The organism is Leifsonia sp. Root4 (genome assembly GCF_001425085.1).
Lineage (GTDB): Bacteria > Actinomycetota > Actinomycetes > Actinomycetales > Microbacteriaceae > Microterricola.
Genome location: NZ_LMDN01000007.1, coordinates 1 through 24,672 on the forward strand (window position 1 = coordinate 1; position 24,672 = coordinate 24,672).

Genomic DNA, 24,672 nt, shown 5'->3' on the forward strand with positions numbered 1-24,672 from the left:
GGCGGGGCGGCCCCGACCGTGCTCGTCTCGGTCCGACAAACCGACCTCGCCAATGGCACCGGGTCCGGGTTCATTGAGGGCTGCGAGGCCCCGATCTCAATGGCATCCGTGGAGCAGTTCATCTGCGCCGGCGGGCAACAACACGTGCTGATCGGCCCGGATGGCACCATCAACGCCATCGGCTCCCACGACCGCCTCTTCAACGTCACCCAGCGGCGGGCGATCAGCCTCCGCGATGGCGGCTGCATCATCCCGGGCTGCTCCATCCCCGCCGCCTGGAGCGAGATCCACCACGTCAAGGAGCACCACGACGCGGCTGCATCATCCCGGGCTGCTCCATCCCCGCCGCCTGGAGCGAGATCCACCACGTCAAGGAGCACCACGACGGTGGCGAAACGGAAACCTGCAACGGGGTGCTGCTGTGCTGGTTCCACCACCACACCATCGACACCAGCGGGTGGCAGATCATGATGGTCAACGGGGCCCCGTACGTGAAACCGCCACCCTGGCTGCGTGGCGGACGCTCCGACACCGACACCCCGTGGCGACGATCCACAAAGTCCCGCACCCAACAAGCCGACCTGCTCCAGCATCAACAGCCCACGTTGGTCGAGTAGCGCGAGGCGAAGCCTCGCGGAAGGCGGCAGCCCCTCCTCAGGCAATCTCAGGAACCGCCACCGCTGCTGGTGCGGCAACATATGCCCGACACACAGCCGCGACGCCCCGAGCGACTCGATCCGGTCAGACGCTCAGGGCTTCGGGGGCGGCCTCGTTCCTCGGCTGCTCCCTCGAGCCAGCGGGGACGTGGGCTCGAGCACGCTGCGCCGCGACGAAGGAGCAGCGACGCCCGCGAAGCCCCGAGCGGATGCCCGACACCACCGCCCTGACCTCCACGCTGGTCGAGTAGGCCGCCCGCGGCCGTATCGAGACCCGGGCGACTCGATCCGGCCAGGCGCTCAGGGCTTCGGGGGCGGCCTCGTTCCTCGGCTGCTCCCTCAAGCCAGCGTGCATAGGCGCGGCGTGCGAATGCACGTTGGCTTGAGCGAGCGGCGCCGCGACGAAGGAGCAGCGACGCACGCGAAGCCCCGAGCGGATCCGCCGCCACCGCAGCTGCGGCATCCACAACCACCCGAGCTGGTCAGACGCTCAGGGCTTCGGTCGCTGGCGCTCCCTCAAGCCATCGTGAGAATGCACGATGGCTCGACGGAGGGCCGCGCCGATACCGCTAGGACGCGAAGCCGACGCCCATGGCGTCCATGGTCTTCAGCAGCAGGTTGCGCTTGCCCTCGTTGTGGTCGGAGCGGTCAAGCGACCACCGGGTCATGTTGATGCCGATCGTCGCGACGGGCTCTGGCGGGAACGGGAGCGGGCGATCCTTCACCATCTTCAGCGACGTCCGCTCGGTCACCTCGCCGTTCAGCAGGTCGAGCATGACGTTGGCGGCGAAGCGTGCCGATCCCACACCGAGCCCGGTGAAGCCGCTGGCGTACGCGACATGGCCCTTCCGCGCCAGACCGTAGAAGGCGCAGAACCGCGTGCTCGCGTCGATCGCGCCGGCCCACTTGTGGCTGAAGCGCAGACCCTCAAGCTGCGGGAAGGTCGTGAAGAAGTGGCTGGCGAGCTTCTCGAACGACTCCGGCCGCTCCTCGTACTCCGGCTTCACCTTGCCGCCGGCGTTGTAGATCGCGTCGTAGCCGCCGAACAGGATCCGGTTGTCCTTGCTCATCCGGTAGTAGTGGAATTGGTTCGCCATGTCGCTGATGCCCTGGCGGTTCGTCCACCCGATCGACTCGAGCTGTTCCGCGCTCAGCGGCTCCGTCATGAGCACGTAGTCATAGATCGGAATGGTCATGAGGGCGTTGCGCTTCAGCAGCGAGGGGAACACGTTCGTCGCCAGCACGGCCTGCTTCGTGTGCACGCGGCCGTGGGCGGTGCGGATCTCGACGCCGCCGGGAGCATCCTCGATCGAGCGGACGGCGGAGTGCTCGTAGATCGTCACGCCGAGCTCGGTGATGACGCGCGCCAGACCGAAGGCGAGCTTGGCCGGGTGAACGAGCGCAGTCGACTCCTTCTCCCACACGGCGCCGAGATACGTCGGTGACGCGACCTCCGCCTGCACGGCAGCCTCATCGAGGTGGATGTGCGAGTCGGATTCCTCGTCCCACTCGCTCAGCCACTCCAGTTCGTGCGGTTCGACGGCCACGGAGAGGATGCCGGTGCGCTCGAAGTCGCAGTCGATTCCGTAGCGGGCGACCGCATCTTCGATGTCCTGCAGGTTCTCGAGGCCCAGGCGGTTCAGCGTCTCCATCTCCTCCGGCCAGCGCGTGCGGCCGTTCTCCTCGCCGTGGGTGAGGCTCGCTTCGCAGAACCCGCCGTTGCGACCAGATGCCGCCCACCCGACGCTCTCACCCTCGAGCAGCACGACGCGGAGTGCAGGGTTGCGCTCCTTGGCGAGAAGCGCGGTCCAGAGGCCGGTGTAGCCGCCGCCGACGACGACGAGGTCGGCGACGATTGATTCCTGCAGCGAGGGATGCGCCTCGTGCTGATCCCGCGCATCGTCGATCCAGAACGCGCTCGCGCGTGTCTCTGCGAGTGCGTTGGCGATGGTCGAACGGCTCGGGGTGACGCGTTCGAAGACGGTGTCGTGCCGACTCATCGGGAGACCTCGCTCGTCACTGCGCGCTCCACGGAGAGACTCGGACGCGCATTCAGCTCATCCGGGATGAAGCCTGCCGCCTTCTTGTAGCGTTCCGCGATCTCCGCGCGCTCCGCGTAGGGGATCACGGTGTCGATGTCGTCGAATCCCTGTGGTGCTCGTTCGTAGGCGAGTTGCATGACTTGTTCTGGTCCCATCGATCTGTTGCTGAGTGTGATTGCTGTTGTGCGGGGTCTGCGTGCGTCCTCGTAGCGCTGCAGTGCCTCGGAGATGCTGCCGGCGGTCGCCAGTGCGTTCGCGAGGGTGCGGGCGTCGATGATGGCCTGGGATGCACCGTTGGAGCCGATCGGATACATCGCGTGCGCCGAGTCACCGAGCAGGGTCTGGGCCCCGAACGTCCAGCGCGGGATCGGGTCCCGATCGACCATCGGGTACTCGAGGATCTCCTCGGCCGCGCCGATGATCGAGCGCACGTCCAACCAGTCGAAGTCCCAGTCGGCGAAACGATCGAGAACGGTCGCCGGGTCTGCCGAGCGGTTCCAGCTGCTGACGCCTGGATCGGCGTCATCCGAGCGATACTCGGCGATGAAGTTGATCGTTGCGAGCCCGTCGTCGCCCGGGAGCGAGAGCGGGTAGGCGACGAACTTCTGGAACGCGTCCCCCGCCATGATCATGGTGCGGCCGTCGAGGAACGGTGCCACCCGCGCGGTTCCGCGCCACAGGATGAGGCCGTTCCACACCGGTGCACCTTCGTCCGGGTAGCGCTGACGGCGTACGGCGCTGTGGATGCCGTCTGCCGCGATGATCACGTCGGCGCTCACCCGGTACGAGCTGCCGTCTGCCACCGTGATCCGCAGGCTGCTGCAGCCGCCGTCCTCCCGGGCGCCGTGTTGCTGCACGTCGTCGCCGCTGGCACCGAGGTGGATGCTGTCTGCGCCCAGACGCTCGAGCACGGTGTCCCTGAGCAGCATCTGCAGCTGCCCGCGGTGCACCGAGTACTGCGGCCACTGGTAGCCGGCGCTCAGGCCCCGCGGCTCCGACCAGATCGTCTGGCCGAGGCGGTTGGTGTAGCTGAGCGTGCTGGTCGCGACGCCGAAACCCTTGAGCTGTTCGCCGAGGCCGAGCTCGGTCAGTTCGCGCACGGCGTGTGGCAGCAGGTTGATGCCGACGCCGAGCGGGCGCAGCTCCGACACCGCCTCGTACAGGGTGACGTCGGTGATGCCGGCTGCCTCCAACGACAGTGCCGTGGTGAGCCCGCCGATTCCCGCTCCGACGATGATGACCTTCATTGCAGTGCTTCTCCTGTTTCCTGTGCGTCAATCTGTTCTGCTGCGGCCACGGCATCGACGAAGGCGATGTCCATCGACTCCATCCACTCCGGGATCCCGGTGAATGCCGTCTCACGCTCGGCCGAGTCCGCATAACGGCGCTCGGCCGCCTCGAACGCCGCCCTGTCACCCGGATGACTGACCACCCAGATGAATTCGTGCCGCTCGCGGATGCCGTATGCGCTCTCGATGGTGAAGCCGTGTCTGGCCCGGAGCTGCGGGAGGGTCCGCGCCCACCACTCGAGGAATCCGTCGAAGTGCTCGGGAACCGTCGTGTAGTGGCGCAGCTGGAAGGTGCGCTCGGTCACCGCACCTCCTCCGGCACCGGCATCGTGAACTCGTCGAGGTGCCAGTCTGCGCGGGGCACGGAATCCACCAGTCGCCTGGTGTACGCGTGCTGCGGGTTCTCGAGGATCTCGGCGGTTGCACCACGCTCAACGATCTGCCCGCGGTGCATGACGACCGCGTTCTCACAGACCCGCCGGACCACGGCGAGGTCGTGGCTGATGAACAGCACGGTGAGCCCGCGCTCGGCACGGATCTTCGCGACGACATCCAGCACCTGTGCCTGGACGGAGACGTCCAGCGCGCTGGTCGCCTCGTCGAGCACGAGGAGTTCCGGCTCGATGGCGAGCGCGCGTGCGATGGCCACGCGCTGGCGCTGTCCACCCGAGAGTGTTCTGGGCCGCGCGTTCGCGTGGCGTTCGTCGAGCCCGACCTGGTCGAGCAGCTCGAACACCCTCTGCTCGGCCTCGCTCTGGCTGAGCTGAGTGTGCAGCCGGATGGCATCGCCGATGGCCTGCTTCACGATGATGCGCGGGTCGAGCGAGAGGTACGGGTCTTGGAAGACCATCTGCACAGCACGCGCGTGGGCCAGCCGCTCGCTGCGCGTGTTGGGAATCGCACCGCGCGGGCTGCCGTCAAGCAGGATCTCTCCGCTGTCGGCGGGCTCGAGGCCGACCAGCATGCGGGCGAGCGTCGACTTGCCTGAGCCGGACTCGCCCACGACGCCGAGTGCGCCTCCTCGCGGCAAGGTGAACGACACGGTGTCGACGGCGGTGATGGGCCCCTTGCCCCGGCGCTCGTAGCTCTTCGAGACCTCCCGCATCTCGAGCCGGGCGGGGGCTCCGCTCTGCCCACCGGCCCCAACCGCCGCGCCGGGCACAACCGGGTTCACCGCATTCGCGATGCTGGGCGTTGCCGCGACGAGGCGCTTGGTGTACGCCGCCTGCGGGTTGCTCAGCACCTCTCGGGCGTCGCCCTGTTCCTCGACCCGTCCAGAGCTCAACACGTACACGCGGTCACAGATCGCGGCGGCCAGATTGAGGTCGTGGGTGATGAAGAGCATGCCCATGTTGCGGGTTCTGCGCTGCTCGGCGAGCACGGAGATGATGCCGGCCTGCGTCGTCACGTCAAGCGAGGCCGTCGGCTCATCGCAGATGAGCAACTGCGGCGAACTCGTCAGGGCGCCGGCGATCATCGCCCGCTGCAACATGCCGCCGGAGAGCTCGTGCGGGTACTGGCGCAGGTGGTCCTCCGGCCGCGGCAGCCGTACCGCCTCCATCAACTCGACGGCGCGCTTCGTGGCGCGTTCCTTGGGCCACCCCTCGCAGAGACGCAGGGTCTCGGTCAGGTGGTCTCCGATGGTGCGGGCCGGGTTGATGCCGGCGCGCGGGTCCTGGAACACCATCGACGCGGTCGATCGACGCAGCTTCAGGATGTCGCGCTGGGCGGCTCCGAGCACCTCCTGGCCGTCCAGCAGCACGCTGCCGGAGGTCACCGCCCGGTCAGGGAGGAGCCCGAGGACGCTGCGCGCGGTGAGCGACTTGCCCGATCCGGATTCGCCGACGAGGCCGACGGTCTCGCCGGCGGCGATCGTGAGCGACACCTTGTCAAGCAGCGTCGTTCCGTTGGGCAGAACAAGTGTGTAGTCAGTGATGGTGAGCAGGCTCATGCGGGAACCCCGCCTCCGATCCGGTCTGAGAGTTCTTCACCGATCACGTTGACGACGACGACGACGAGGACGACGGCGACGGCTGGCACCATCGCCGGCAGGAAGTGCCCGCCGATGATTCCGGCTTGGGCCTCGTTGATCATTGCGCCCCAGTCGGCTGTCGGAGCCTGCACGCCGAGTCCGAGGAAGGACAGCGCGGCGAGCTCGGCCAGCACGTAGCCGAAGTTGAGCGTCGACTGGGCGCCGACGATGGGGGTCACATTCGGCAGAACGCGGCGGAGGGCGATCCACGGCCCGGAGAATCCCTGCACGCGGTACGCGGAGACGTAGGGCCTCGAGCGCTCGGCCATGACGAGGGAACGGGTGAGCCGTGCGACGAACGGCGCGTAGGCGATGCTCATGGCGATCACCGGCGCGACCAGTCCCTTGCCGAACAGTGCGACGGCCATGATGGCCAGCAGGAGCGACGGGAACGCGAAGACCAGGTCGAAGATCCGGGCGAGCACGCTGTCGAGCCAGCCACCCCGCCAGCCGGCGAGCAAGCCGAGCAGGATCCCGATGATCGTCGAGCTGATGACGACCAGCAACGGCCCGAGCAGCGCCGTGCGCGCACCGAAGATGGTCCGGCTGAGAAGGTCGCGGCCGAGCGCATCCGTGCCGAGCCAGTGCGCCGGGGTCGGCCCGGAGTACACGACGGCGAGGTTGACGAGATCGGGGTCGTACGGAGCAACGAACGGGGCGAAGATCGCCGCGAATGTCATGACGGCGACGACGGCAACGCTCAGGTTGAACGTCAGATTGCCGCGGCGCATCCTCGGTGCTTTCAGCACCTTGACGGCCATGGTTGGGGTGGTCATCGGGCATCAGCTCCTGCTGCGGCTCTGGGGTCGATCAGGGGTTCGCAGATGTCGATGACGGCGTTCACACTCACGAAGGCCGTCACGATCAGCAGCACGATCGCCTGCACGACAGGGAAGTCGAGCCGGTCGACGGACTGCACGAGCAGTGAGCCCATTCCGGCGAGGCCGAACGCCGACTCGACGATCGAGCTGGCGACGAGCAGACCGGCGACAAGCAGACCGCTGACGGTGAGGATCGGGCCTATGGCGTTGCGGAAGACGTGGCGTCGGATGACGGTGCCCCGCTTCAGGCCGCGGCTGGTGGCGACCTCGACGTGCTCGCGGCCGAGCTGATCGACCATCGAGGAGCGCGTGACCTTGCCGACGAGCACGACGAAGACGAGGGCGAGGGCGAGCGAGGGCAGGATCAGGTGATAGATCCCGTCGATGAAGCCTTCTCCGGAACCGAAGGAGGGGAACCAGCCGAGCTGGACGGCGAACACGGCGATCAGCACGATCGCTCCGACGAAGGACGGGATCGCGCCGAGCACCGTCAGGCCGATCAGGATGCCGCGGTCGAGAACGCGGCCCTTGTTCAGCGCGGCGATCGTGCCGGAGATGAGCCCGACGACAGCGATGATCGTTCCGGCGATGATGACGAGTCCCAAGGTCACCGGGATCCGTTCACCGATGACCGTGCTCACGTCTTGGCGGTACTGCAGCGAACGGCCGAAGTCGCCGTGCAGGACGCCGGTGATCCAGTTGATGTACTGCTGCCATGGCGGCAGGTCGAGGCCGTACTGGGCCGAGATCTCGGCGATGGCCTCGGCGCTCGGCTTACGGCCGCGCAGCAGGAATCGCAGCGGGTCGCCCGGAACGAGGAAGCGGGAGAAGAAGACGAGCAGGGAAGCAAGGAAGAGGGTGAGGAGCAGCGCGCCCAGCTTGCCGAGCACCCGGCGGAGGGTGGTCATGTATCGACCACCGCTCCGCCAGGGGCTCTGCAGAGGGGCCTCGCTCGGGTTAGCGAGCGCCAATGGTGGCTGCCCACGGGTAGTAGAGGAAGTTGATCGACGGTGCGACACCGGTGATCTCGTCGCTCATGTACATCGTGACGGGGCTCTCGGCGAGCGGGAGCCACGGGAGCTGGTCGTTCGCGATGAGCTGCGCCTGGGCGGTCATTTCCGAGCGCTCAGCGGGATCCTCGATCGTGGCCGCCTCGGTGACGATGGCGTCGAACTCGGGGTCAGACCAGTTTCCGTAGTTGCTGAACTCCCCCGTGCGCAGAACGCTGTACATCTCGAGGGGGTCGGGAGCGGAGAGGTACCACACCGTGTAGAACAGGTCGATTCCCTCGCGTGCGCTCGGGTCTGAGAACAGCGTGGTGTACGAGCTCGGCGTCATGGTCTCGATGCGGGCATCGAGACCGATCGACTGAGCGGCCGCGACGGTCGTCTGGGCGATCACGGAGAAGTCAGTGCCGAGCGGAGCGGTCGCGAAGACGATCTCCTCTCCGGCGACGCCGGCCTCGTCGATGAGCTTCTTCGCGGCGTCGAGGTCGTAGGGGTACTCCTCGAGGTCGCCGAACGCCGTGTCGAGCGCCGCCTTGGACGCGCCGCCCCACACCGATTCGGTGGTGAGCGCGTCGGTGGTGGTGCCGATGCCCTGGTAGGCGGCGGAGATCAGGCCCTCTCGGTCGATCGCCATCAGCAGCGCCTTGCGCACGTTCGGGTCCGCGAGCGGGCCGTCGGTGTCGCTGACGATCAGGTTGTTGACCGCCGTGTTCATGCCGAAGTAGACGTCGCCGACGCTCGAGTCGCGCAGCTGCGCGATCGCGTCCAGCGGCACCATCCAGCCGCCGTCGACCTCGCCGGACTTCCACGAGTTCACGCGGGCGTTCGGGTCGGTCATGAAGATGAACTCGACCTCGGCCGACTTGGCCGCCAGGTCCTTGTCCCAGTAGTCATCGAAGCGGGTCAGCGTGATGGACTCGCCCGACTTCCACTCGGCGAGGCTGAACGGACCGGTGCAGTTCACGCCGCCGCTCGAGTTGCCGTAGTCGGCTCCGATGGACTCGAGGCTCGCCGCAGACTCGACGACGCCGGCCGAGCCGCCCATCGCGAGGTTGAACTGCGAATCGGGCCCCGTCATGGTGACGGTGACCTCGTGGTCGCCGGTCTGCTCGACCGAGGCGACGTTCTGGAACACGGAGTACCAGGACGATCCAACGGCCGGGTCCAGGTGGCGGTTGAATGACGCGACGACGTCGGCCGGTGTGAGGATGGTGCCGTCGTGGAATTTGACCCCGTCACGGATCGTGTACACCCAGGTCTCCGGCGTCGGGTGCGCGAAGGACTCCGCGAGTGCCGGCGTCAGCGAGTAGTCGGGATTCAGGCGAAGCAGCGGCTCACAGATGTTGGCGAGCACCTGGTTGTCGGAGTAGTCGAACGCGTACGCGTAGTCGAGCGAGTAGGGCTCGGAGTAGCTGGACCACGTGAAGGAGTCGAGGTCGCCGGACGGAGCGGGCGTGGCATCCGTCAGCTCAAAGCTGACGTCGCTCGGCTTCTCGGGCTCGGCCGCCGTGCACGCGGTGAGCGCGAGGAGCGCTGAGACTCCAGTGGCCACGGCGATGCGCGCTCGACGGCGCGCGCGCCGTGCGGGTGGGTGCTGTGCAGTCATCATTCTCTCTTTCTGGTGCTGTCGGCGGTTCAGGTGGTGCGGGAGTAGACGGAGCGGCCCTCGACCCAGGTCGACGTCACCGTCGAGGTGTAGATCTCCTCTGTCGGAACCGCGAACGGGTTGGGGTCGAGCACGACGAGGTTCGCGAGGTATCCCTCGGCGATACGACCGGTGTCGTGATCGCGGTGATTCACGTAAGCCGTGCCGGAGGTGTATGCGGCGAGCGCCGTGGCGAGGTCAAGACGCTGCTGTGCGCCGCCGAGCGGTTCGAAGTCTTCGCCGGGGGCGATCCGGTTGACGGCGATGTGCACGGCGTCCATCGGGTCGGCGCTGGATACGGGCCAGTCGCTGCCGGCCGCCAGTCGTGCACCGTGGCCGGCGAGCTCGCCGAACGGGTACTGGCGTGCCTCGGCCCCCGGCTGCAGGAACGGCAGAGTGAGCTGGTCAAGCTGGTCCTCGTGCGTCGCCCAGAGCGCCTGGATGTTCGCGATCGCGTCGAGTCCGCTGAACCGGCGGCTGTCCTCCTCCGCGACGACCTGGAGGTGGGCCAGGTGGTGGCGGTTGTCTGAGGGACCATTGGCCTCGCGAGCGGTCTCGATCGCATCAAGCGCCTCGCGCACCGCACGGTCGCCGAGTGCGTGGAAGTGCACCTGGAATCCGGCGGCGTCGAGCTGCGTCACGTAGCCCTTCAGCAGCTCTGGGTCAACGAAGGAGAGGCCGCGGTTGTCGGTGTCGTGGCCGTGGGCGTCGCGGTAGGGCGCGACCATCGCCGCGGTCGCGTTCTCGGCGACGCCGTCGACCATGATCTTCACCGTGCCGAGGGAGAAGCGGTCCTCGGCGCCGAGAGCGCTGACGGACTCGCGCCGGGCGACCATCTCGGCCACCTGCTCCGCACCGTTGGAACGCACCCACCATTGGGCACCGACGACGTGCACGGTGAGCGTTCCCTCTGCGAGTGCCCTGCGGTAGACATCGGCGATGTTGGAGATGCCGTTCATCGAGCCGATCATCGCGTCCTGCCAGCCGGTGATGCCGAGCTGGAGCAGCTCCTCCTGAGCACGGAGCAGGCCCTGGTAGGCGAGCTCATCATCGGTGGCCGGAAGCACATCGTCGAAGAGACCCATCGCCCCTTCGTGGAAGGTCCCGGAGGGGAAGCCGTCGGCTTCGCGCTCGATGCGGCCGTCTTCGGGGTCCGGCGTCGAGGCGTCAAGACCTGCCAGGCGGATGGCGGCGGTATTCGCCCAGACGCTGTGGTGGTCGCGGCTGGAGACGACGACAGGGCGATCGGGGACGACCGCGTCGAGAAGCTGGCGGCGCGGGGCCCCACCGGGATAGTGGTCCATCGACCAGCCGCCTCCGAGGATCCACGGGGCGTCGGGAGTTGCTGTCGCGTACTCGGCGACCAGTCGCACGGCGTCCTCGGCGTTCTCGCCCTCGGTCAGGTTGCACTGCAGCAGTTCGACGCCGGCTCCGACGGGGTGCACGTGGGCATCCTGGAAGCCGGGGCTGAGCAGCGCGCCGTCCAGCTGGACGACGGTCGTCGCCTCACCGATGTGCGCGGACGCCTCGGCCTCTGGCACGATCGCGGCCACTCGGCCGTCGATCACGGCAACGGCGTGGCCGAGCAGCGGCTCGCCGGATCCCAGGAACACGGGGCCCCCGGTGAAGAGTACGTCAGCAGCTGGCAATGGAGCCCTCGTTTCGTCAGTGAAATCTCAGTGGTGAGTTGACAGTAGCGATTGCCAACAGTGATGTCAACGCTGTTGACAAGCTTGAAACAATCCTGTTTCGTTGCCGTTACACACGAGCTCGGTGCCGGGGGAAAGCGAATTGCCTGATCACGATCGGGCACCTAAGCTCGGCGCACGTACGACTGCACGAATTCGGGCAGGAGCGGGCGGCAACCCTGGCCGAGACGTCAGCGAGTCCACCGATGGGGATGATGAAAGCAGTGAACGGAAAAGCCGAACAACGCGCGGATCGACCGGGCGACGCGAAGACGCGCCTCGACCGGGATTCCATCGTGGAGGCCGGACTTCGGCTCGCCTCCCGACCGGGGTCGATTTCGATCTCCGTTCGAGAACTGGGCGCGGACCTCGGAGCCGATCCCACGTCGATCTACCGGCACTTCCGCAGCAAGGAAAGCCTGATGCAGTCGCTGCTGGATCGACTGCTCGCGATGTCGATCGCCGAGATCACCGCGCCGCCCGAGGACTGGAAGGGCCGGCTGCGGCAGCTGGCGGCATCCACCCTCGAGTTGTTCTGCCGCTACCCCGCCATCGGAGTCGAGGCCATCGTGATCTCGACGAATGGACCTGCGGAGCTCGAGGTCGTCGAGCTGATGCTCGACGCCTTCTCGCGCGCCGGGCTCTCCGACGACGAGGTGGTGCGTCACTACGCCCTCCTGTCTGAGCACCTGCTCTCGAGCGCCGCGGGAATCGCCCGCGACCGCACACAGCGCACCGACAGCGACGATGACTCGGTTCCGTGGATCGACTCGCCATTGCTCGTCGACCCCGAACGGCACCCGCACATCGCCGCGCTCAGCCCGCAACTGCGCGCACTCGACAGCCGGGATCTCTTCAGCATGGGTGCAGAGTCGATCCTCGCCTCCGCAGAGCGCACCGCGAAGGAAACGCAGCACAGGGACTAGGGCACGCAGGGTGGGCGCTACTAGGGTTGTTTGCTGGACACAATCCACGACACCCGAGACAAAGAACGTCTCATGAACTGCCCCAGGAGGCACCGTTGCCCGGAGAAAACCTGACCCGCGTCGAAGCTCAGGAGCGTGCAGCGCTCATCGGAGTCGACAGCTACGACGTCACCCTCGACCTGACCTGCGGGCCCGAGCTGTTCCGCAGTGAGACGACCGTCACCTTCACCGCCACCCCCGGCGCGTCCACCTTCATCGACGCGATCACGCGCACCGTGCACTCGGTGACCCTGAACGGTGCAGAGCTCGACCCCGCGACCGTCAGCGACGGCGTCCGCATCCAGCTCGACAACCTCGCAGCAGAGAACGTGCTGACCGTCGTCGCCGACGCGATCTACACGAACACCGGAGAGGGCCTGCACCGCTTCGTCGACCCCGTCGACGATGAGGTGTACCTGTACAGCCAGTTCGAGGTGCCCGACTCCCGCCGTATGTTCGCCGTGTTCGAACAGCCTGACCTCAAGGCGAGCTTCCGCTTCACCGTGACCGCCCCGGCGAGGTGGCAGATGATCAGCAACTCGGCAACGCCGGAGCCCGTGGCCGTCGACGGCACGGACGCCGCAACGTGGAGCTTCGCGCCGACCCCGCGCATCTCGAGCTACATCACCGCGCTCGTCGCCGGCCCGTACAGCGTCGTGCGCTCGGAGCTGACCAGCCGTGACGGCCGCACCATCCCGCTCGGCGTCTTCAGCCGCGCCTCGCTGGCCGAGTTCCTCGACTCCGACTACATCTTCGAGAAGACCCGCCAGGGCTTCGCGTACTTCGAGGAGAAGTTCGACTTCGCCTACCCCTTCGAGAAGTACGACCAGATGTTCGTGCCGGAGTTCAATGCCGGCGCCATGGAGAACGCCGGCGCCGTGACCTTCACGGAGGCCTACGTCTTCCGCTCGAAGGTGACCGACGCGATGCGCGAGCGCCGGGTCGTCACGATCCTGCACGAGCTTGCTCACATGTGGTTCGGCGACCTCGTCACCATGAAGTGGTGGAACGACCTCTGGCTGAACGAATCCTTCGCCGAGTGGGCGTCGACGATGGCGACCGCGGAGGCCACGGAGTGGACCGAGGCGTGGACCACCTTCGCCGCCATGGAGAAGAGCTGGGCATACCGCCAGGACCAGCTGCCGTCCACCCACCCCATCGTGGCGACGATCAACGACCTCGAAGACGTGCTCGTCAACTTCGACGGCATCACCTACGCCAAGGGTGGTTCCGTGCTGAAGCAGCTCGTGGCCTGGGTCGGCATCGACGCCTTCTTCACCGGCGTCGCCGCCTACTTCAAGAAGAACGCATGGGGCAACACCGAGCTCGTCGACCTGCTCAGCGAGCTGGAGACGGCCAGCGGCCGCGACCTCTCCGAGTGGTCCAAGCTCTGGCTCGAGACGGCAGGCGTCAACACCCTGCGCCCCGAGATCGCCACGGACGACGCCGGCGTGATCACCGGATTCGCCGTGCTGCAGTCCGCGGCATCCGACTACCCGACGATCCGCCCGCACCGCCTGGCCATCGGGTTCTACACCCTCGTCGACGGTGTGCTGCGCCGCACCCACCGCGTCGAGCTCGACGTGGCCGGTGAGCGTACGGAGGTCGCCGAGCTGCTCGGCCTCGCCCGCCCCGACCTCGTGCTGCTGAACGACGACGACCTGGCATACGCGAAGATCCGCCTCGACGAGGCATCGCACGCGATCGCCCTGCAGCACCTCTCCGCCTTCGAGAGTGGCCTGGCCCGCTCGCTGGTGTGGGGCTCCGTGTGGGATGCCACGCGCGACGGCGAGAGCCCGGCGAGCGACTTCGTGCGCCTGGTGCTCGGCAACATCGCCGCCGAGACCGAGTCGACAACGATCCGCACCGTGCTCGGCCAGCTGGCGCTCGCGACAAAGCAGTACGTCGCCCCCGCCCGCCGCGCCGAGACGCTCCGCACCGTCGGCGACACGCTGTGGACACTCGCCCAGTCGGCTGAGGCCGGCAGCGATGTGCAGTTCCAGCTCGTCAAGGCCTTCGCGAGCCTCGCCAGCACGCCGGAGCACGTCGAGGCGGTGCGCGCACTCCGCGACGGCGAGATCACCCTCGTCGGCCTCGAGATCGACACCGATCTGCGCTGGGAGCTGCTCGAGGGCCTCGTGCTCAACAACGCGGCGAGCGATGCCGACATCGACGCCGCCCTCGCCGCGGACAACACCGCGAACGGCCAGCAGTCCGCCGCCCGCGCCCGAGCGACCTTCCCGACGAGCGCCGCGAAGCTCGCCGCGTTCAACTCCCTGGTCGAGAGCGACACCGCCCCGAACATGATCGTGCGTCACACGGCGCTCGGCGTCGTTCACACGAACGACCCGGCCCCGCTCGACGCGCTCGTCGCCCCGTACTTCGCGGCCATCGCCGATCTCTGGCAGAACCGGGCATACGCCATCGCCGAGACGATCGTCGTCGACATGTACCCGGCACCGCTGGCCAGTGTCGAGCTGGCGGATGCCACGAGGGCCTGGCTCGACGCGAACCCCGAGGTTCCCGCGCTCCGACGCCTCGTCGGCGAGAACCTCGCCGGCGTCGAGCGCGCGCTCGCCGCACAGGCCGTCGATGCGGCCGCGGGGGCCTGAGCGTGGCCGAATCGAATCTGACCCGCACGGAGGCCGAACAGCGCGCGTCCGTCATCCGGAATCCGAACTACGTCGTCGCCATTGACCTCACCCGCGGCGAGGAGGTCTTCGGCAGCGAGAGCACCGTCACCTTCGAGGCGACGCCCGGCGCCTCGACCTTCATCGAGGCGAACACCCGCGCACTGCACAGCGTCACGCTGAACGGTGTCGCGCTGGATCCGGATGCCGTCAGCGACGGCCTGCGGATCCGGCTCGACGCACTGAAAGCCGTGAATGAGCTTCACATTGTCGCCGACTCCGCATATACGAACACCGGAGAGGGCCTGCACCGCTTCGTCGACCCGGTCGACGGCAAGCCGTACCTCTACACGGAGCTCGCCGTCGCGGAGGCGAACCGGGTGTTCGCCTGCTTCGACCAGCCCGATCTCAAAGCGAGCTACCAGTTCACCGTCACGGCTCCGGCCGATTGGCATGTGATCAGCAACTCGGTCTCGCCGGTGCCGACCCCGCAGGGCGACGCGGCGCGCTGGGCCTTCCCGCCCAGCCCGCACATCTCGACGTACATCGCCGCGCTCATCGCCGGGCCATACAGCTCGTGGCAGAGCGAGGCGACGACGGCCGACGGCCGCACGATCCCGCTCGGGCTCTTCACGCGCGCCTCGCTGGCCGAGTATGCGGAGCCCGATGTCATGTTCGAGAAGACCAGGCAGGGCCTGGCCTACTACGAGTCCAACTACGGCGTCGCCTTCCCCTACGAGAAGTACGACCAGATCTTCGTTCCCGAGTACAACTGGGGCGCGATGGAGAACGTCGGGGCCGTCACCTTCAACGAGGCCTACCTGTTCCGCTCCAAGGTTGCCGATGCCCGCAAGGAGCAGCGCGCCCTCGTCGTGCTGCACGAGCTCTCGCACATGTGGTTCGGCAACTCGGTCACCATGAAGTGGTGGAACGACCTCTGGCTGAACGAGTCCTTCGCCACCTGGACATCGACCATCGCGGCGGCCAGCGCCACCGAGTACGCCGATTCCTGGGCGACGTTCGCCTCGACAGAGAAGACGCATGCGTACGAGCAGGACCAGCTGCCGTCGACCCACCCGATCGTCGCGACCATCAACGACCTCGAAGACGTGGAGGTGAACTTCGACGGCATCACCTACTCGAAGGGCGCCTCCGTGATCAAGCAGCTCGTCGCCTGGGTCGGCCTCGACGCCTTCTACGCCGGAATCTCCGTCTACCTGCGGAAGCACGCGAACGGCAATGCCACGCTGCGTGACCTGCTCGACGAGCTGGAGCTGACGAGCGGGCGCGAACTCACCGAGTGGTCGAGACTGTGGTTGGAGACGGCCGGCGTGAACACGCTGCGGCCGGAGATCGTGACGGCGGATGACGGCACCATCACCGCCTTCGCTGTGCTGCAGTCGGCGGCATCCTCGCAGCCGACGATTCGCCCGCACCGGCTGGCGATCGGCTTCTACGATCTCGTCAACGGCGCTCTCAGCCGCACCCACCGCGTCGAGTTGGATGTGGATGGGGAACGCACGGAGGTGGCAGAGCTGGTCGGCCGCGCCCGCCCTGCTCTCGTGCTGCTCAACGACGACGACCTCAGCTACGCGAAGATCCGGCTGGACCCGGCGTCGCATGCCGTCGCGCTCGAGCATCTCGCGCAGATCTCCGACCCGCTCGCGCGGGCCGTGATCTGGGGCGCGGTGTGGGATGCCACCCGCGACGCAGAGGCGAGCCCGCGCGACTTCGTGCGGCTCGTGCTCGGCAACATCGCCGCCGAGAGCCAGTCGGCGCAGCGCGCGCTCTCGTTGCGCCTGCTCGAACTGGTGCTCGGCCAGTACATCGCTCCGGAGCACCGCGAGTCCGCGGCTGCCGAGGCCGGCGACGCACTCTGGGCGCTCACCCAGTCGGCCGCGGCGGGCTCCGACGCCCAACTGCAGCTGCTGAAGAGCTTCATCGCGTTGGCGGTGACGGAGGGCCAGCTCGACGTGCTCGTCGAGCTGTTGGCCGGTGAGGCGCTGCTGGCCGGAGTCACGATCGACACCGATCTGCGCTGGGAGCTTGTGATCGCCCTCGCCGCCGGCGGGCGGGCGTCCGTGGAGAGCATCGACGAGGTGCTCGAAGGCGACGACACGGCCAAGGGTCGGCAGTCGGCGATCACGGCGAAGGCGGCGATTCCGGATGCGGCGGGCAAGCTCGCCGCGTGGTCCGCCGCGGCCCACGACACGACGCTCTCCAACGACTACGTGCGTGCCTACGCTCTCGGCTGGCGCCGCTCGCGGCCGAGCGCGCTGCTCGCGCCGCAGCTGGAGCCGTACTTCGCGATGCTGCAGGAGGTGTGGTCGACGCGCAGCTACAACATGGCGGCGGCGATCATTCGCGGGCTCTACCCGGCGCCGCTGGCCGATGCCGCGCTTGTCGATGCATCGCGGGCGTGGCTCGCAGCCAACGACGGTCCGCCGGCGCTCCGTCGGATCATCGTCGAGGAGCTCTCCCGGGTGGAGCGTGCGATCGCCGCTCAGGAGCGCGACCGCGCCTAGCGCCGCGAAAGGCGGCAGCCAGCACCAAGGAAATCTCGAGAATTGCCGCCGATGGAGACGGGATGCTCCCGCTGATTGAGCTTGTCGAAATCCTCGTCGTGAGGTTTCGACAAGCTCAACCAGCGGGGCTCGCTCAACCAGCGGGGCTCGCTCAACCAGCGGGGCTCGCTCAACCAGCGGCCTGCGCCCACCCAGGGCGGGGCCGCGATGTCATACCGCAGTACTACATGGGCCATCCGCACGGCCGATGTGGCGGCACCCGCTGTGCTCGTAGCGTTGAAGCATGATCACAGCAGAAGGCCTCAGCAAGCGCTACGGCGCGAAGACGGCCGTCAACGACATCTCATTCACCGTGCGTCCCGGTCAGGTCACCGGATTCCTCGGGCCCAACGGTGCAGGCAAGTCCACAACGATGCGCATGATCGTCGGGCTTGACCGGCCGAGCGCCGGCAGCGTGACCGTCAATGGCAAGCGCTACGCCGAGCACAAGGCGCCTCTTCGCGAGGTCGGCGCTCTGCTCGATGCGAAGGCCGTTCACACGGGACGGACCGCGCAGAACCACCTGCTCGCGATGGCAGCCACCCACGGGATCGGCGCCAAGCGGGTGCAGGAGGTCATCGAGCTCACTGGCCTGCAGTCCGTGGCACGGAAGCGCGTTGGCGGCTTCTCTCTCGGCATGGGCCAGCGCCTCGGCATCGCCGCCGCCCTGCTCGGCGACCCGGCCACGCTCATCCTCGACGAGCCGGTCAACGGGCTCGACCCAGAGGGCGTGCTCTGGGTGCGCCAGCTGGTGCGCAGCCTGGCCGCAGAGGGGCGCACCGTGTTCCTCTCCTCGCACCTGATGAGTGAGATGGCCCAGACCGCCGACCACATCATCGTGCTCGGCCGCGGTCAGATCATCGCCGACGCCCCCGTCGCCGATATCGTCGCAGGGGCGTCACTCGCCACCGTCACCGTGCGCTCCCCGCACGCCAGCCAGCTCGCCGAGCTGCTCGCAGGACCCGACATCGCCGTGCTGCGCGCCGAACACGGCGTCATGCAGGTCACCGGCCTCGCCGCCGCCCAGATCGGCGACCTCGCCGCCGCGAACGGCCTGATCCTGCACGAACTCACCCCGCAGACCGCATCCCTCGAGGAGGCCTACATGGCCCTCACACAGGATGCCGTCGAATACCGCACGGAGGCCAGCCGATGAGCGCCACGACAACAATCGCACCGCTCACCCGCAGTGCGAGCAGCCTCAGCTTCGGCGGCGTCATCCGCTCGGAATGGATCAAGCTGCGCAGCCTCCGCTCGACCGTCTGGGCGTTCCTGATTCTCGTCGCGATGTCGCTCGGCATGGCCTGGCTGATGGGCAGCAGCATGGTCGACGGTCTCGTCGACAGCGGCGAGGCCGCCAACGCACCCGTCGAGCAGGTGCGCAGCCTCATGCTGACCTCCTCCACCGTCGGCGTGTTCTTCGGCCAGCTGGTCGTCGGTGTGCTCGGCGTGCTGATCATCAGCGGCGAGTACAGCACTGGGATGATCCGCTCGACGCTGACGGCCGTGCCCCGTCGCCTGCCGGCGCTTGCCGGCAAGGCGATCGTGTTGGCCGCGTCGACCTTCGTCATCGGCCTGCTCAGCACCTTCGGCGCGTTCGCGGTGACATCGCTCACCTTCGGCGAACACGGTGCTGTCGCCCCGGTCACCGACGCCGATGTGTTCCTGCCGCTGATCGGCGGGGCCGCCTATCTCGCGCTGACGGCGCTCTTCGCACTCGGCGTCGGCACCGCGATCCGCAGCAGTGCGGGCGGTATTGCCGCGGTTCTGGGGTTCATGCTGCTGCTGCCGACCGTCTTGCAGATGATCCCGGCCGAGTGGGTGCAGGACCTGATCCCGTACCTGTTCTCGACCGCGGGAATGGGCATGTTCGGCCAGACCTCGTTCACCGGTGAGATCGACTCGGTCATCGAGAACCTGCTCATCGTCCTGGCCTGGGTCGCTGCGTCCCTCGTCGGCGCCGGAATCCTGCTGAAGCGACGCGACGCGTAGAGTCTCGTCCATGACGCAACACCACTTCTCCCCCGACTACCCGGCTTCGGTAGTCGGGGGAGAACTTCGTCTGCCGAAACCTCCCGGCGTGTTCCGGCGCTTCTGGGCACGGCACCCCGTGCTCACCGACTCGCTGATCGCCGCCGTGTACGCCGTGCCGACGTTCTTCGGAACGGTCGCCACGATCTTCGGGGGCGGGGAACCGCTCTTCCCGCTCTGGGTGAGCGTGCTCCACCTGCTCGCGATCGCGCTCGTCGCTGTCGCGATGGTGTTCTGGCGTCGACGGCACCCGTGGCTGTTGACGACAACGGCGTGGCTGCTCTGTCTGCTGGTCTACCCGCTCGGCACGACCGACGTGCTCCCGATCCTGCTCTCGCTCTACGCGCTAGCCGTCTACCGTTCGGTCAGGGCCGCCTGGATCGCGTTCGGGGTCTCGCTGGTGGTGGCGACGGCGTCCGCGTACATCGCGGTCGGCGTGCTCGGCACCGGCGAGCTCTCCCCCTTCGGCGCGGGTGCCCCGGCATCCGCCTCGCAGTTCGGGGTGTTGATGCTCATCGCCACCTTGATCGGTGTGACGATGGGCAACCGCCGCCGCTATCTCGTCGCCCTCATCGACCGCGCCCGCGACCTCGCCAGGGAACGCGATCAGCAATCGGAGCTGGCCACCGCCCGTGAACGGGCGCGCATCGCCCGCGAGATGCACGACATCGTCGCGCACAGTCTCACCGTGATGGTCACCCTCGCCGACGGCTCCGCGGCAACGAGCGCACGCAACCCGGACCGCGCGGCGGACGCGATGCGTCGGGTCGCAGAGACCGGCCGCGAGGCCCTCGGCGACATGAGACGCATGCTGGGCCTGCTCAGCGAACCCGGCGAGGCCGGCCGGGCCTCCGGCGAGCTGGCACCCCAGCCCGACCTGCGCGCGCTGCCCGAGCTCGTCAGCGACTTCCGGGCGCTCGGGATGCCGGTCACCCTCCGCACCAGCGGGCCGCCGATCACGGACAGCACGATCGAGCTGACCGTGTACCGCATCGTGCAGGAGGCCCTCACGAATGCCCTGCGCTACGCCGCGACGGCACACACCGTCACGGTCGAGCTCAGTCGACTGGGAGACGAGGTCACTGTGACGGTGCGCGACGACGCGCCACGGCCTTCCACGACCGCGACACCCGGCACCGGTCGTGGGTTGATCGGCATGCGCGAGCGCATCGCGCTCTACGGCGGGAGCCTGGACGTCGGCCCGCGGGCCGGTTTCGGCTGGCAGGTGGAGGCGCGCCTCACCGCCACAACGACCCCAACGACCTCAACGACGAAAGTGATCACATGACCGGCACGATCCGCGTGGCACTCATCGACGACCAGGCCCTCGTGCGCGTCGGCTTCCGCATGGTGCTCGAGGCCGAGAGCGACATCGATGTCGTCGGTGAGGCATCCGATGGTCACGGCGCCATCGCCCTGCTCGAGCAGACCGCGGTCGATGTTGTACTGATGGATGTGCGAATGCCGGGCCTCGACGGGATCGCGGCGACCCGCGCCATCCTCGCCTCCCCCACCGCTCCCCGCATCATCGTGCTCACCACATTCGATCTCGACGAGTACGCCTTCGAGGCGTTAAGGGCGGGAGCGAGCGGCTTCCTGGTGAAGGACGCCAGGCCGGAAGAGTTGCTGCAGGCCATCCGGGCTGTTCACGCCGGCGACGCTGCGCTCGCGCCGCGGGTCACCCGCCGCCTGATCGAGCTCGTCGGGGCGGGGCTCCCCGTCGCGAGCGGCGGCGGCGGCGCCGGAGGGTCGGTCGAGACCGCCCCGGGAGCGCTGGACTCGCTCACACCACGTGAGCAGGAGGTGCTCACGGCCATCGCCGCCGGGCGGAGCAACTCCGAGATCGCCACGGAGTTCTTCCTCTCCGAGTCGACGGTGAAGACCCACGTCAGTCGGGTGTTCGCCAAGCTCGGACTGCGCGACCGCGTGCACGCCGTGATCTTCGCCTACGAGAACGGGCTGACCGCTGGGGCCGACTAGCCGGGAGGCCCGTGGCACCCAGCTTCCGGCGAGAACGCCTCGATAGAGTGGACACCTATGGATGAATTCTGGAGCGCCGTCAACGGCTTTTTCTCGGCGATCGGCTCGTTTCTGAACAACGAACCGAAGACGTTCTTCGGCACGCTCGTCAACGTGATCATCATCATCCTGTTGGCTCTCGTCATCCGCTGGGTGTTGCACTTCGTGATCCAGCGGGTCGTGCGTCAGATCGTCTCCGGCGTCAAGAAGACGCAGAACATCGACGACACCCAGGCGATCGCCGCCGCATCGCCGCTGGCCGCCGTGCGGCTGGTGCAGCGCACGCGCACGCTCGGCTCGGTGCTCAGCAACGCCGTGAACGTGACGATCTTCACGGTGACGCTGCTGCTCGTGATCAACACCATCGATCAGACCGTGCTGGGCTCCTTCGCGCTGCTGACCGCCGCCGTCGGTGCCGGCCTCGGTTTCGGCGCGCAGAACATCGTCAAGGACGCCCTCAACGGCCTGTTCATGGTGATGGAGGACCAGCTCGGTGTCGGTGACGTCGTCGACGTCGGCCCGGCCACCGGAGTCGTGGAGTCCGTCGGCATCCGCATCACCCAGATCCGCGACGTCAACGGCACGCTGTGGTTCGTGCGCAACGGCGAGATCCTGCGCGTCGGCAACATGTCGCAGGGCTGGGCCCGTGTGATCATCGACCTCGCGATTCCCTACGACTCCGACGTCGAGGCGGTCGAGGCCCTCATGCTGAAGACCGCCGTCGAGATGGCAGCGAGCAGCAAGTGGCGCTCGCGTGTGCTGGAGAAGCCAGAGGTGTGGGGTCTCGAGTCCATCTCCGACGAGGCACTCGTACTTCGAATCGTCGTGAAGACCCGCACGGTCGCACGGGACGACGTCTCCCGCGAGCTGCGCATCCGCCTGAAGAAGGCGCTGGATGCCGAAGGCATCAAGCTGCCGGCGCTCAACGCGATCGTGCTCACCGGTTTCGACAGCGCAGCCAGCGTCAAGGGTGCCCGCCCGCCCCGCACGCGCCCCGTGAACGTGGTCGAGAACCTGGCGCCGCACGCCCCGAAGGCTCCGCGCGCCCGCAAGAGCACGCCGAAGCCACCCACGCAGAATCCGGAAGCCTGATGACCGAGCAGCAGAACACCCCAGCCCTCCCCGTCCAACTGCGCAAGAGCGAGCACGGCGAAGCGGCGACCGTGAGCTTCTATGAGCAGGTCGGCGGACGCGCGACGTTCGAGAAACTCGTGACCGAGTTCTACCGCGGCGTCGCCGACGACCCCGTGTTGAAGCCGATGTACCCGGAGGACGACCTCGGCCCGGCCGCCGAACGACTGACGATGTTCCTCGAGCAGTACTGGGGCGGTCCGGGAACGTACGGCGAACAGCGCGGGCACCCGCGGCTGCGCATGCGCCACGGTGCATTCAAGGTGAACCCGGACGCCCGTGATCGCTGGTTGGCGCACATGCGCACCGCCGTCGACACGCTGGATCTGTCGCCGTTGCACGAGGCGACGCTCTGGGACTACCTGCAGCGCGCCGCGCACTCCCTCGTGAACACCTTCGAGGAGTAGCCCTCCCTCCGCCACGATTGCTGCGCGAGCCGTCACGCACCCGGCGCTCTCAGCACTACGGTGGGAACACACACCGTGACGAAGGAGCCACAGCGATGCCAGAGACCATCGACGCCATCATCATCGGAGCCGGGCTCTCCGGCCTCGTCGCCGCCGCAGAGCTCGTGGAGGCAGGCAAACGCGTGCTGATCGTCGAGCAGGAGCCGGAGGCCAGTCTCGGTGGGCAGGCATGGTGGAGTTTCGGGGGGCTGTTCCTGATCGACTCCCCCGAGCAGCGGCGGATGGGTGTCAAGGACACCAAGGAACTCGCTCGCCAGGACTGGTTCGGCAGTGCGGGCTTCGACCGCGATGAGGACATGTGGCCGCGGCGTTGGGCCGAGGCCTACCTGGACTTCGCTGCGCGCGAGAAGCGGGACTGGCTGCACGCCAAGGGCGTGCGCTTCTTCCCCGTCGTCGGCTGGGCGGAGCGTGGCAGCGGCATGGCAACAGGGCACGGCAACTCGGTTCCGCGCTTCCACATCACCTGGGGCACCGGCCCCGGCGTCCTTGAGCCATTCATCGCCAGGGTGCGCGATGGTGTGCAGGCGGGCCTCGTCACCGCCAAGCACCGCCACCAGGTCGATGAACTGATCGTCGAGGATGGAGCCGTCGTCGGCGTCACGGGCAGCGTTCTCGCGCCCAGCAGCGCCGCACGCGGAGAGGCCAGCAGCCGCGACGTGATCGGCGCCTTCGAGTTCCGCGCCCCCGCGGTGATCGTGGCATCCGGCGGGATCGGCGGCAACCACGATCTCGTGCGCAAGCAGTGGCCCGCGCGCCTCGGCACCCCGCCGACCGAGATGCTGAGCGGTGTTCCCGCCCACGTCGACGGACGGATGCTCGGCATCGCCGAATCGGCCGGTGCACGACTGATCAACGGCGACAGGATGTGGCACTACGTCGAGGGCATTCAGAACTGGGACCCGGTGTGGAACCTTCACGGCATCCGCATTCTCCCCGGGCCGTCATCGCTCTGGTTCGACGCGACGGGCACACGTCTGCCGGTTCCGCTGTTCCCCGGCTTCGACACCCTCGGAACCCTCGAGCATCTCAGGACGACCGGCCACGACCACAGCTGGTTCGTGCTCACGCAGAAGATCATCGAGAAGGAGTTCGCTCTCTCCGGCAGCGAGCAGAACCCCGATCTGACGGGGAAGGACGTGAAGCTGCTCGCCACGCGCGTCGCCCCAGGCGCGCCGGGACCGGTGGAGGCGTTCAAGCGCAACGGCGCGGACTTCGTCGTCGCGGACACCCTCGACGAGTTGCTCGCGGGCATGCAGGCACTCTCCCCCGACGTGCCGATCGACACGGTGCGTGTGCGGGCAGAGGTCGAGGCCCGCGACCGCGAGATCGACAACGACTTCAGCAAGGACATGCAGGTGGTCGCCCTCCGCGGGGCGCGGAAATACCGCGGAGACAAGCTGATCCGCGTGGCCGGCCCGCACAAGATCCTCGACCCCAAGGCGGGGCCGCTGATCGCCGTGAAGCTGCACATCCTCACCCGCAAGAGCCTCGGCGGAATCGAGACGAACCTCGATTCGCAGGCGCTCGACGCCGCGGGCACGCCCATCACCGGGCTGTACGCGGTCGGCGAGGCCAGCGGTTTCGGCGGAGGCGGCGTGCACGGTTACCGCTCGCTCGAGGGCACCTTCCTCGGCGGATGCCTGTTCAGCGGGCGCCAGGCCGGCCGGGCGGTCGCCGCACTCTGA

General features: G+C 67.9%; 18 protein-coding genes and 1 pseudogene. 11 read left to right on the forward strand and 8 right to left on the reverse strand.

Features of this window, described 5'->3' with window-relative positions:
* A pseudogene (locus ASC66_RS18515) lies at positions 1-471 on the forward strand (HNH endonuclease); the annotation flags it as partial.
* A 754-nt stretch (positions 472-1,225) separates the two neighbouring features.
* Here ASC66_RS18515 and ASC66_RS17385 read toward each other — a convergent pair.
* Genes ASC66_RS17385 through ASC66_RS17420 form a run of 8 tightly spaced genes read right to left on the reverse strand, consistent with a single transcriptional unit; the run spans position 1,226 to position 11,141 of the window.
* On the reverse strand, positions 1,226-2,656 hold the full coding sequence (locus ASC66_RS17385; protein ID WP_055842738.1) for an NAD(P)/FAD-dependent oxidoreductase: 1,431 nt from the start codon (positions 2,654-2,656) through the stop codon (positions 1,226-1,228).
* Positions 2,653-3,945 (reverse strand): flavin-dependent oxidoreductase, encoded by a 1,293-nt coding sequence (locus ASC66_RS17390; protein ID WP_055842741.1) that lies wholly within the window; start codon positions 3,943-3,945, stop codon positions 2,653-2,655. The genes ASC66_RS17385 and ASC66_RS17390 overlap by 4 nt, the downstream gene beginning before the upstream one ends.
* Positions 3,942-4,292: a hypothetical protein gene (locus tag ASC66_RS17395; RefSeq protein WP_055842742.1), complete on the reverse strand. Its 351-nt coding sequence runs from the start codon at positions 4,290-4,292 to the stop codon at positions 3,942-3,944. The genes ASC66_RS17390 and ASC66_RS17395 overlap by 4 nt, the downstream gene beginning before the upstream one ends.
* Positions 4,289-5,938 carry a dipeptide ABC transporter ATP-binding protein gene (locus tag ASC66_RS17400; protein ID WP_055842745.1) on the reverse strand — a complete coding sequence of 550 codons (1,650 nt, stop codon included), beginning with the start codon at positions 5,936-5,938 and terminating at the stop codon, positions 4,289-4,291. Before ASC66_RS17400 ends, ASC66_RS17395 begins: the two co-directional genes overlap by 4 nt.
* A complete protein-coding gene (locus tag ASC66_RS17405; RefSeq protein ID WP_055842748.1) occupies positions 5,935-6,795 on the reverse strand; it encodes an ABC transporter permease in 861 nt (286 codons plus the stop codon). Before ASC66_RS17405 ends, ASC66_RS17400 begins: the two co-directional genes overlap by 4 nt.
* A complete protein-coding gene (locus tag ASC66_RS17410) occupies positions 6,792-7,748 on the reverse strand; it encodes an ABC transporter permease (RefSeq protein WP_157509847.1) in 957 nt (318 codons plus the stop codon). The genes ASC66_RS17405 and ASC66_RS17410 overlap by 4 nt, the downstream gene beginning before the upstream one ends.
* Positions 7,749-7,797: 49 nt before the next feature.
* A complete protein-coding gene (locus ASC66_RS17415) occupies positions 7,798-9,453 on the reverse strand; it encodes an ABC transporter substrate-binding protein (protein ID WP_235497004.1) in 1,656 nt (551 codons plus the stop codon).
* A 29-nt stretch (positions 9,454-9,482) separates the two neighbouring features.
* Entirely contained in the window at positions 9,483-11,141 is a 1,659-nt protein-coding gene (locus tag ASC66_RS17420; protein ID WP_055842757.1) for an amidohydrolase, read from the reverse strand.
* A 263-nt stretch (positions 11,142-11,404) separates the two neighbouring features.
* Between ASC66_RS17420 and ASC66_RS17425 the strand changes: the two genes are divergently transcribed.
* The 10 genes from ASC66_RS17425 (at position 11,405) to ASC66_RS17470 (ending at position 24,672) form a co-directional block, all read left to right on the forward strand.
* Positions 11,405-12,106 carry a TetR/AcrR family transcriptional regulator gene (locus tag ASC66_RS17425; RefSeq protein WP_235497006.1) on the forward strand — a complete coding sequence of 234 codons (702 nt, stop codon included), beginning with the start codon at positions 11,405-11,407 and terminating at the stop codon, positions 12,104-12,106.
* A 95-nt stretch (positions 12,107-12,201) separates the two neighbouring features.
* Positions 12,202-14,757, forward strand: coding sequence for an aminopeptidase N (pepN, locus tag ASC66_RS17430; protein WP_055842760.1), 2,556 nt, complete (start codon positions 12,202-12,204; stop codon positions 14,755-14,757).
* Between the two features lie 2 nt (positions 14,758-14,759).
* Complete coding sequence (pepN, locus tag ASC66_RS17435) at positions 14,760-17,300, forward strand: aminopeptidase N (RefSeq protein WP_055842762.1); 2,541 nt, start codon at positions 14,760-14,762, stop codon at positions 17,298-17,300.
* 283 nt (positions 17,301-17,583) lie between these two features.
* The gene (locus ASC66_RS17440) at positions 17,584-18,495 is read left to right on the forward strand and encodes an ABC transporter ATP-binding protein (protein WP_055842766.1); all 912 of its coding nucleotides are present in this window, start codon (positions 17,584-17,586) and stop codon (positions 18,493-18,495) included.
* Complete coding sequence (locus ASC66_RS17445) at positions 18,492-19,331, forward strand: ABC transporter permease (protein WP_055842769.1); 840 nt, start codon at positions 18,492-18,494, stop codon at positions 19,329-19,331. Before ASC66_RS17440 ends, ASC66_RS17445 begins: the two co-directional genes overlap by 4 nt.
* Positions 19,332-19,341: 10 nt before the next feature.
* Positions 19,342-20,658 (forward strand): sensor histidine kinase, encoded by a 1,317-nt coding sequence (locus tag ASC66_RS17450; RefSeq protein ID WP_157509848.1) that lies wholly within the window; start codon positions 19,342-19,344, stop codon positions 20,656-20,658.
* Positions 20,655-21,350 carry a response regulator gene (locus ASC66_RS17455; RefSeq protein ID WP_055842773.1) on the forward strand — a complete coding sequence of 232 codons (696 nt, stop codon included), beginning with the start codon at positions 20,655-20,657 and terminating at the stop codon, positions 21,348-21,350. Before ASC66_RS17450 ends, ASC66_RS17455 begins: the two co-directional genes overlap by 4 nt.
* A 57-nt stretch (positions 21,351-21,407) precedes the next feature.
* Positions 21,408-22,481 (forward strand): mechanosensitive ion channel family protein, encoded by a 1,074-nt coding sequence (locus tag ASC66_RS17460; RefSeq protein ID WP_082492486.1) that lies wholly within the window; start codon positions 21,408-21,410, stop codon positions 22,479-22,481.
* Complete coding sequence (locus ASC66_RS17465; protein ID WP_082492487.1) at positions 22,481-22,927, forward strand: globin; 447 nt, start codon at positions 22,481-22,483, stop codon at positions 22,925-22,927. Before ASC66_RS17460 ends, ASC66_RS17465 begins: the two co-directional genes overlap by 1 nt.
* Before the next feature lie 95 nt (positions 22,928-23,022).
* Positions 23,023-24,672, forward strand: coding sequence for an FAD-binding dehydrogenase (locus ASC66_RS17470; RefSeq protein ID WP_055842777.1), 1,650 nt, complete (start codon positions 23,023-23,025; stop codon positions 24,670-24,672).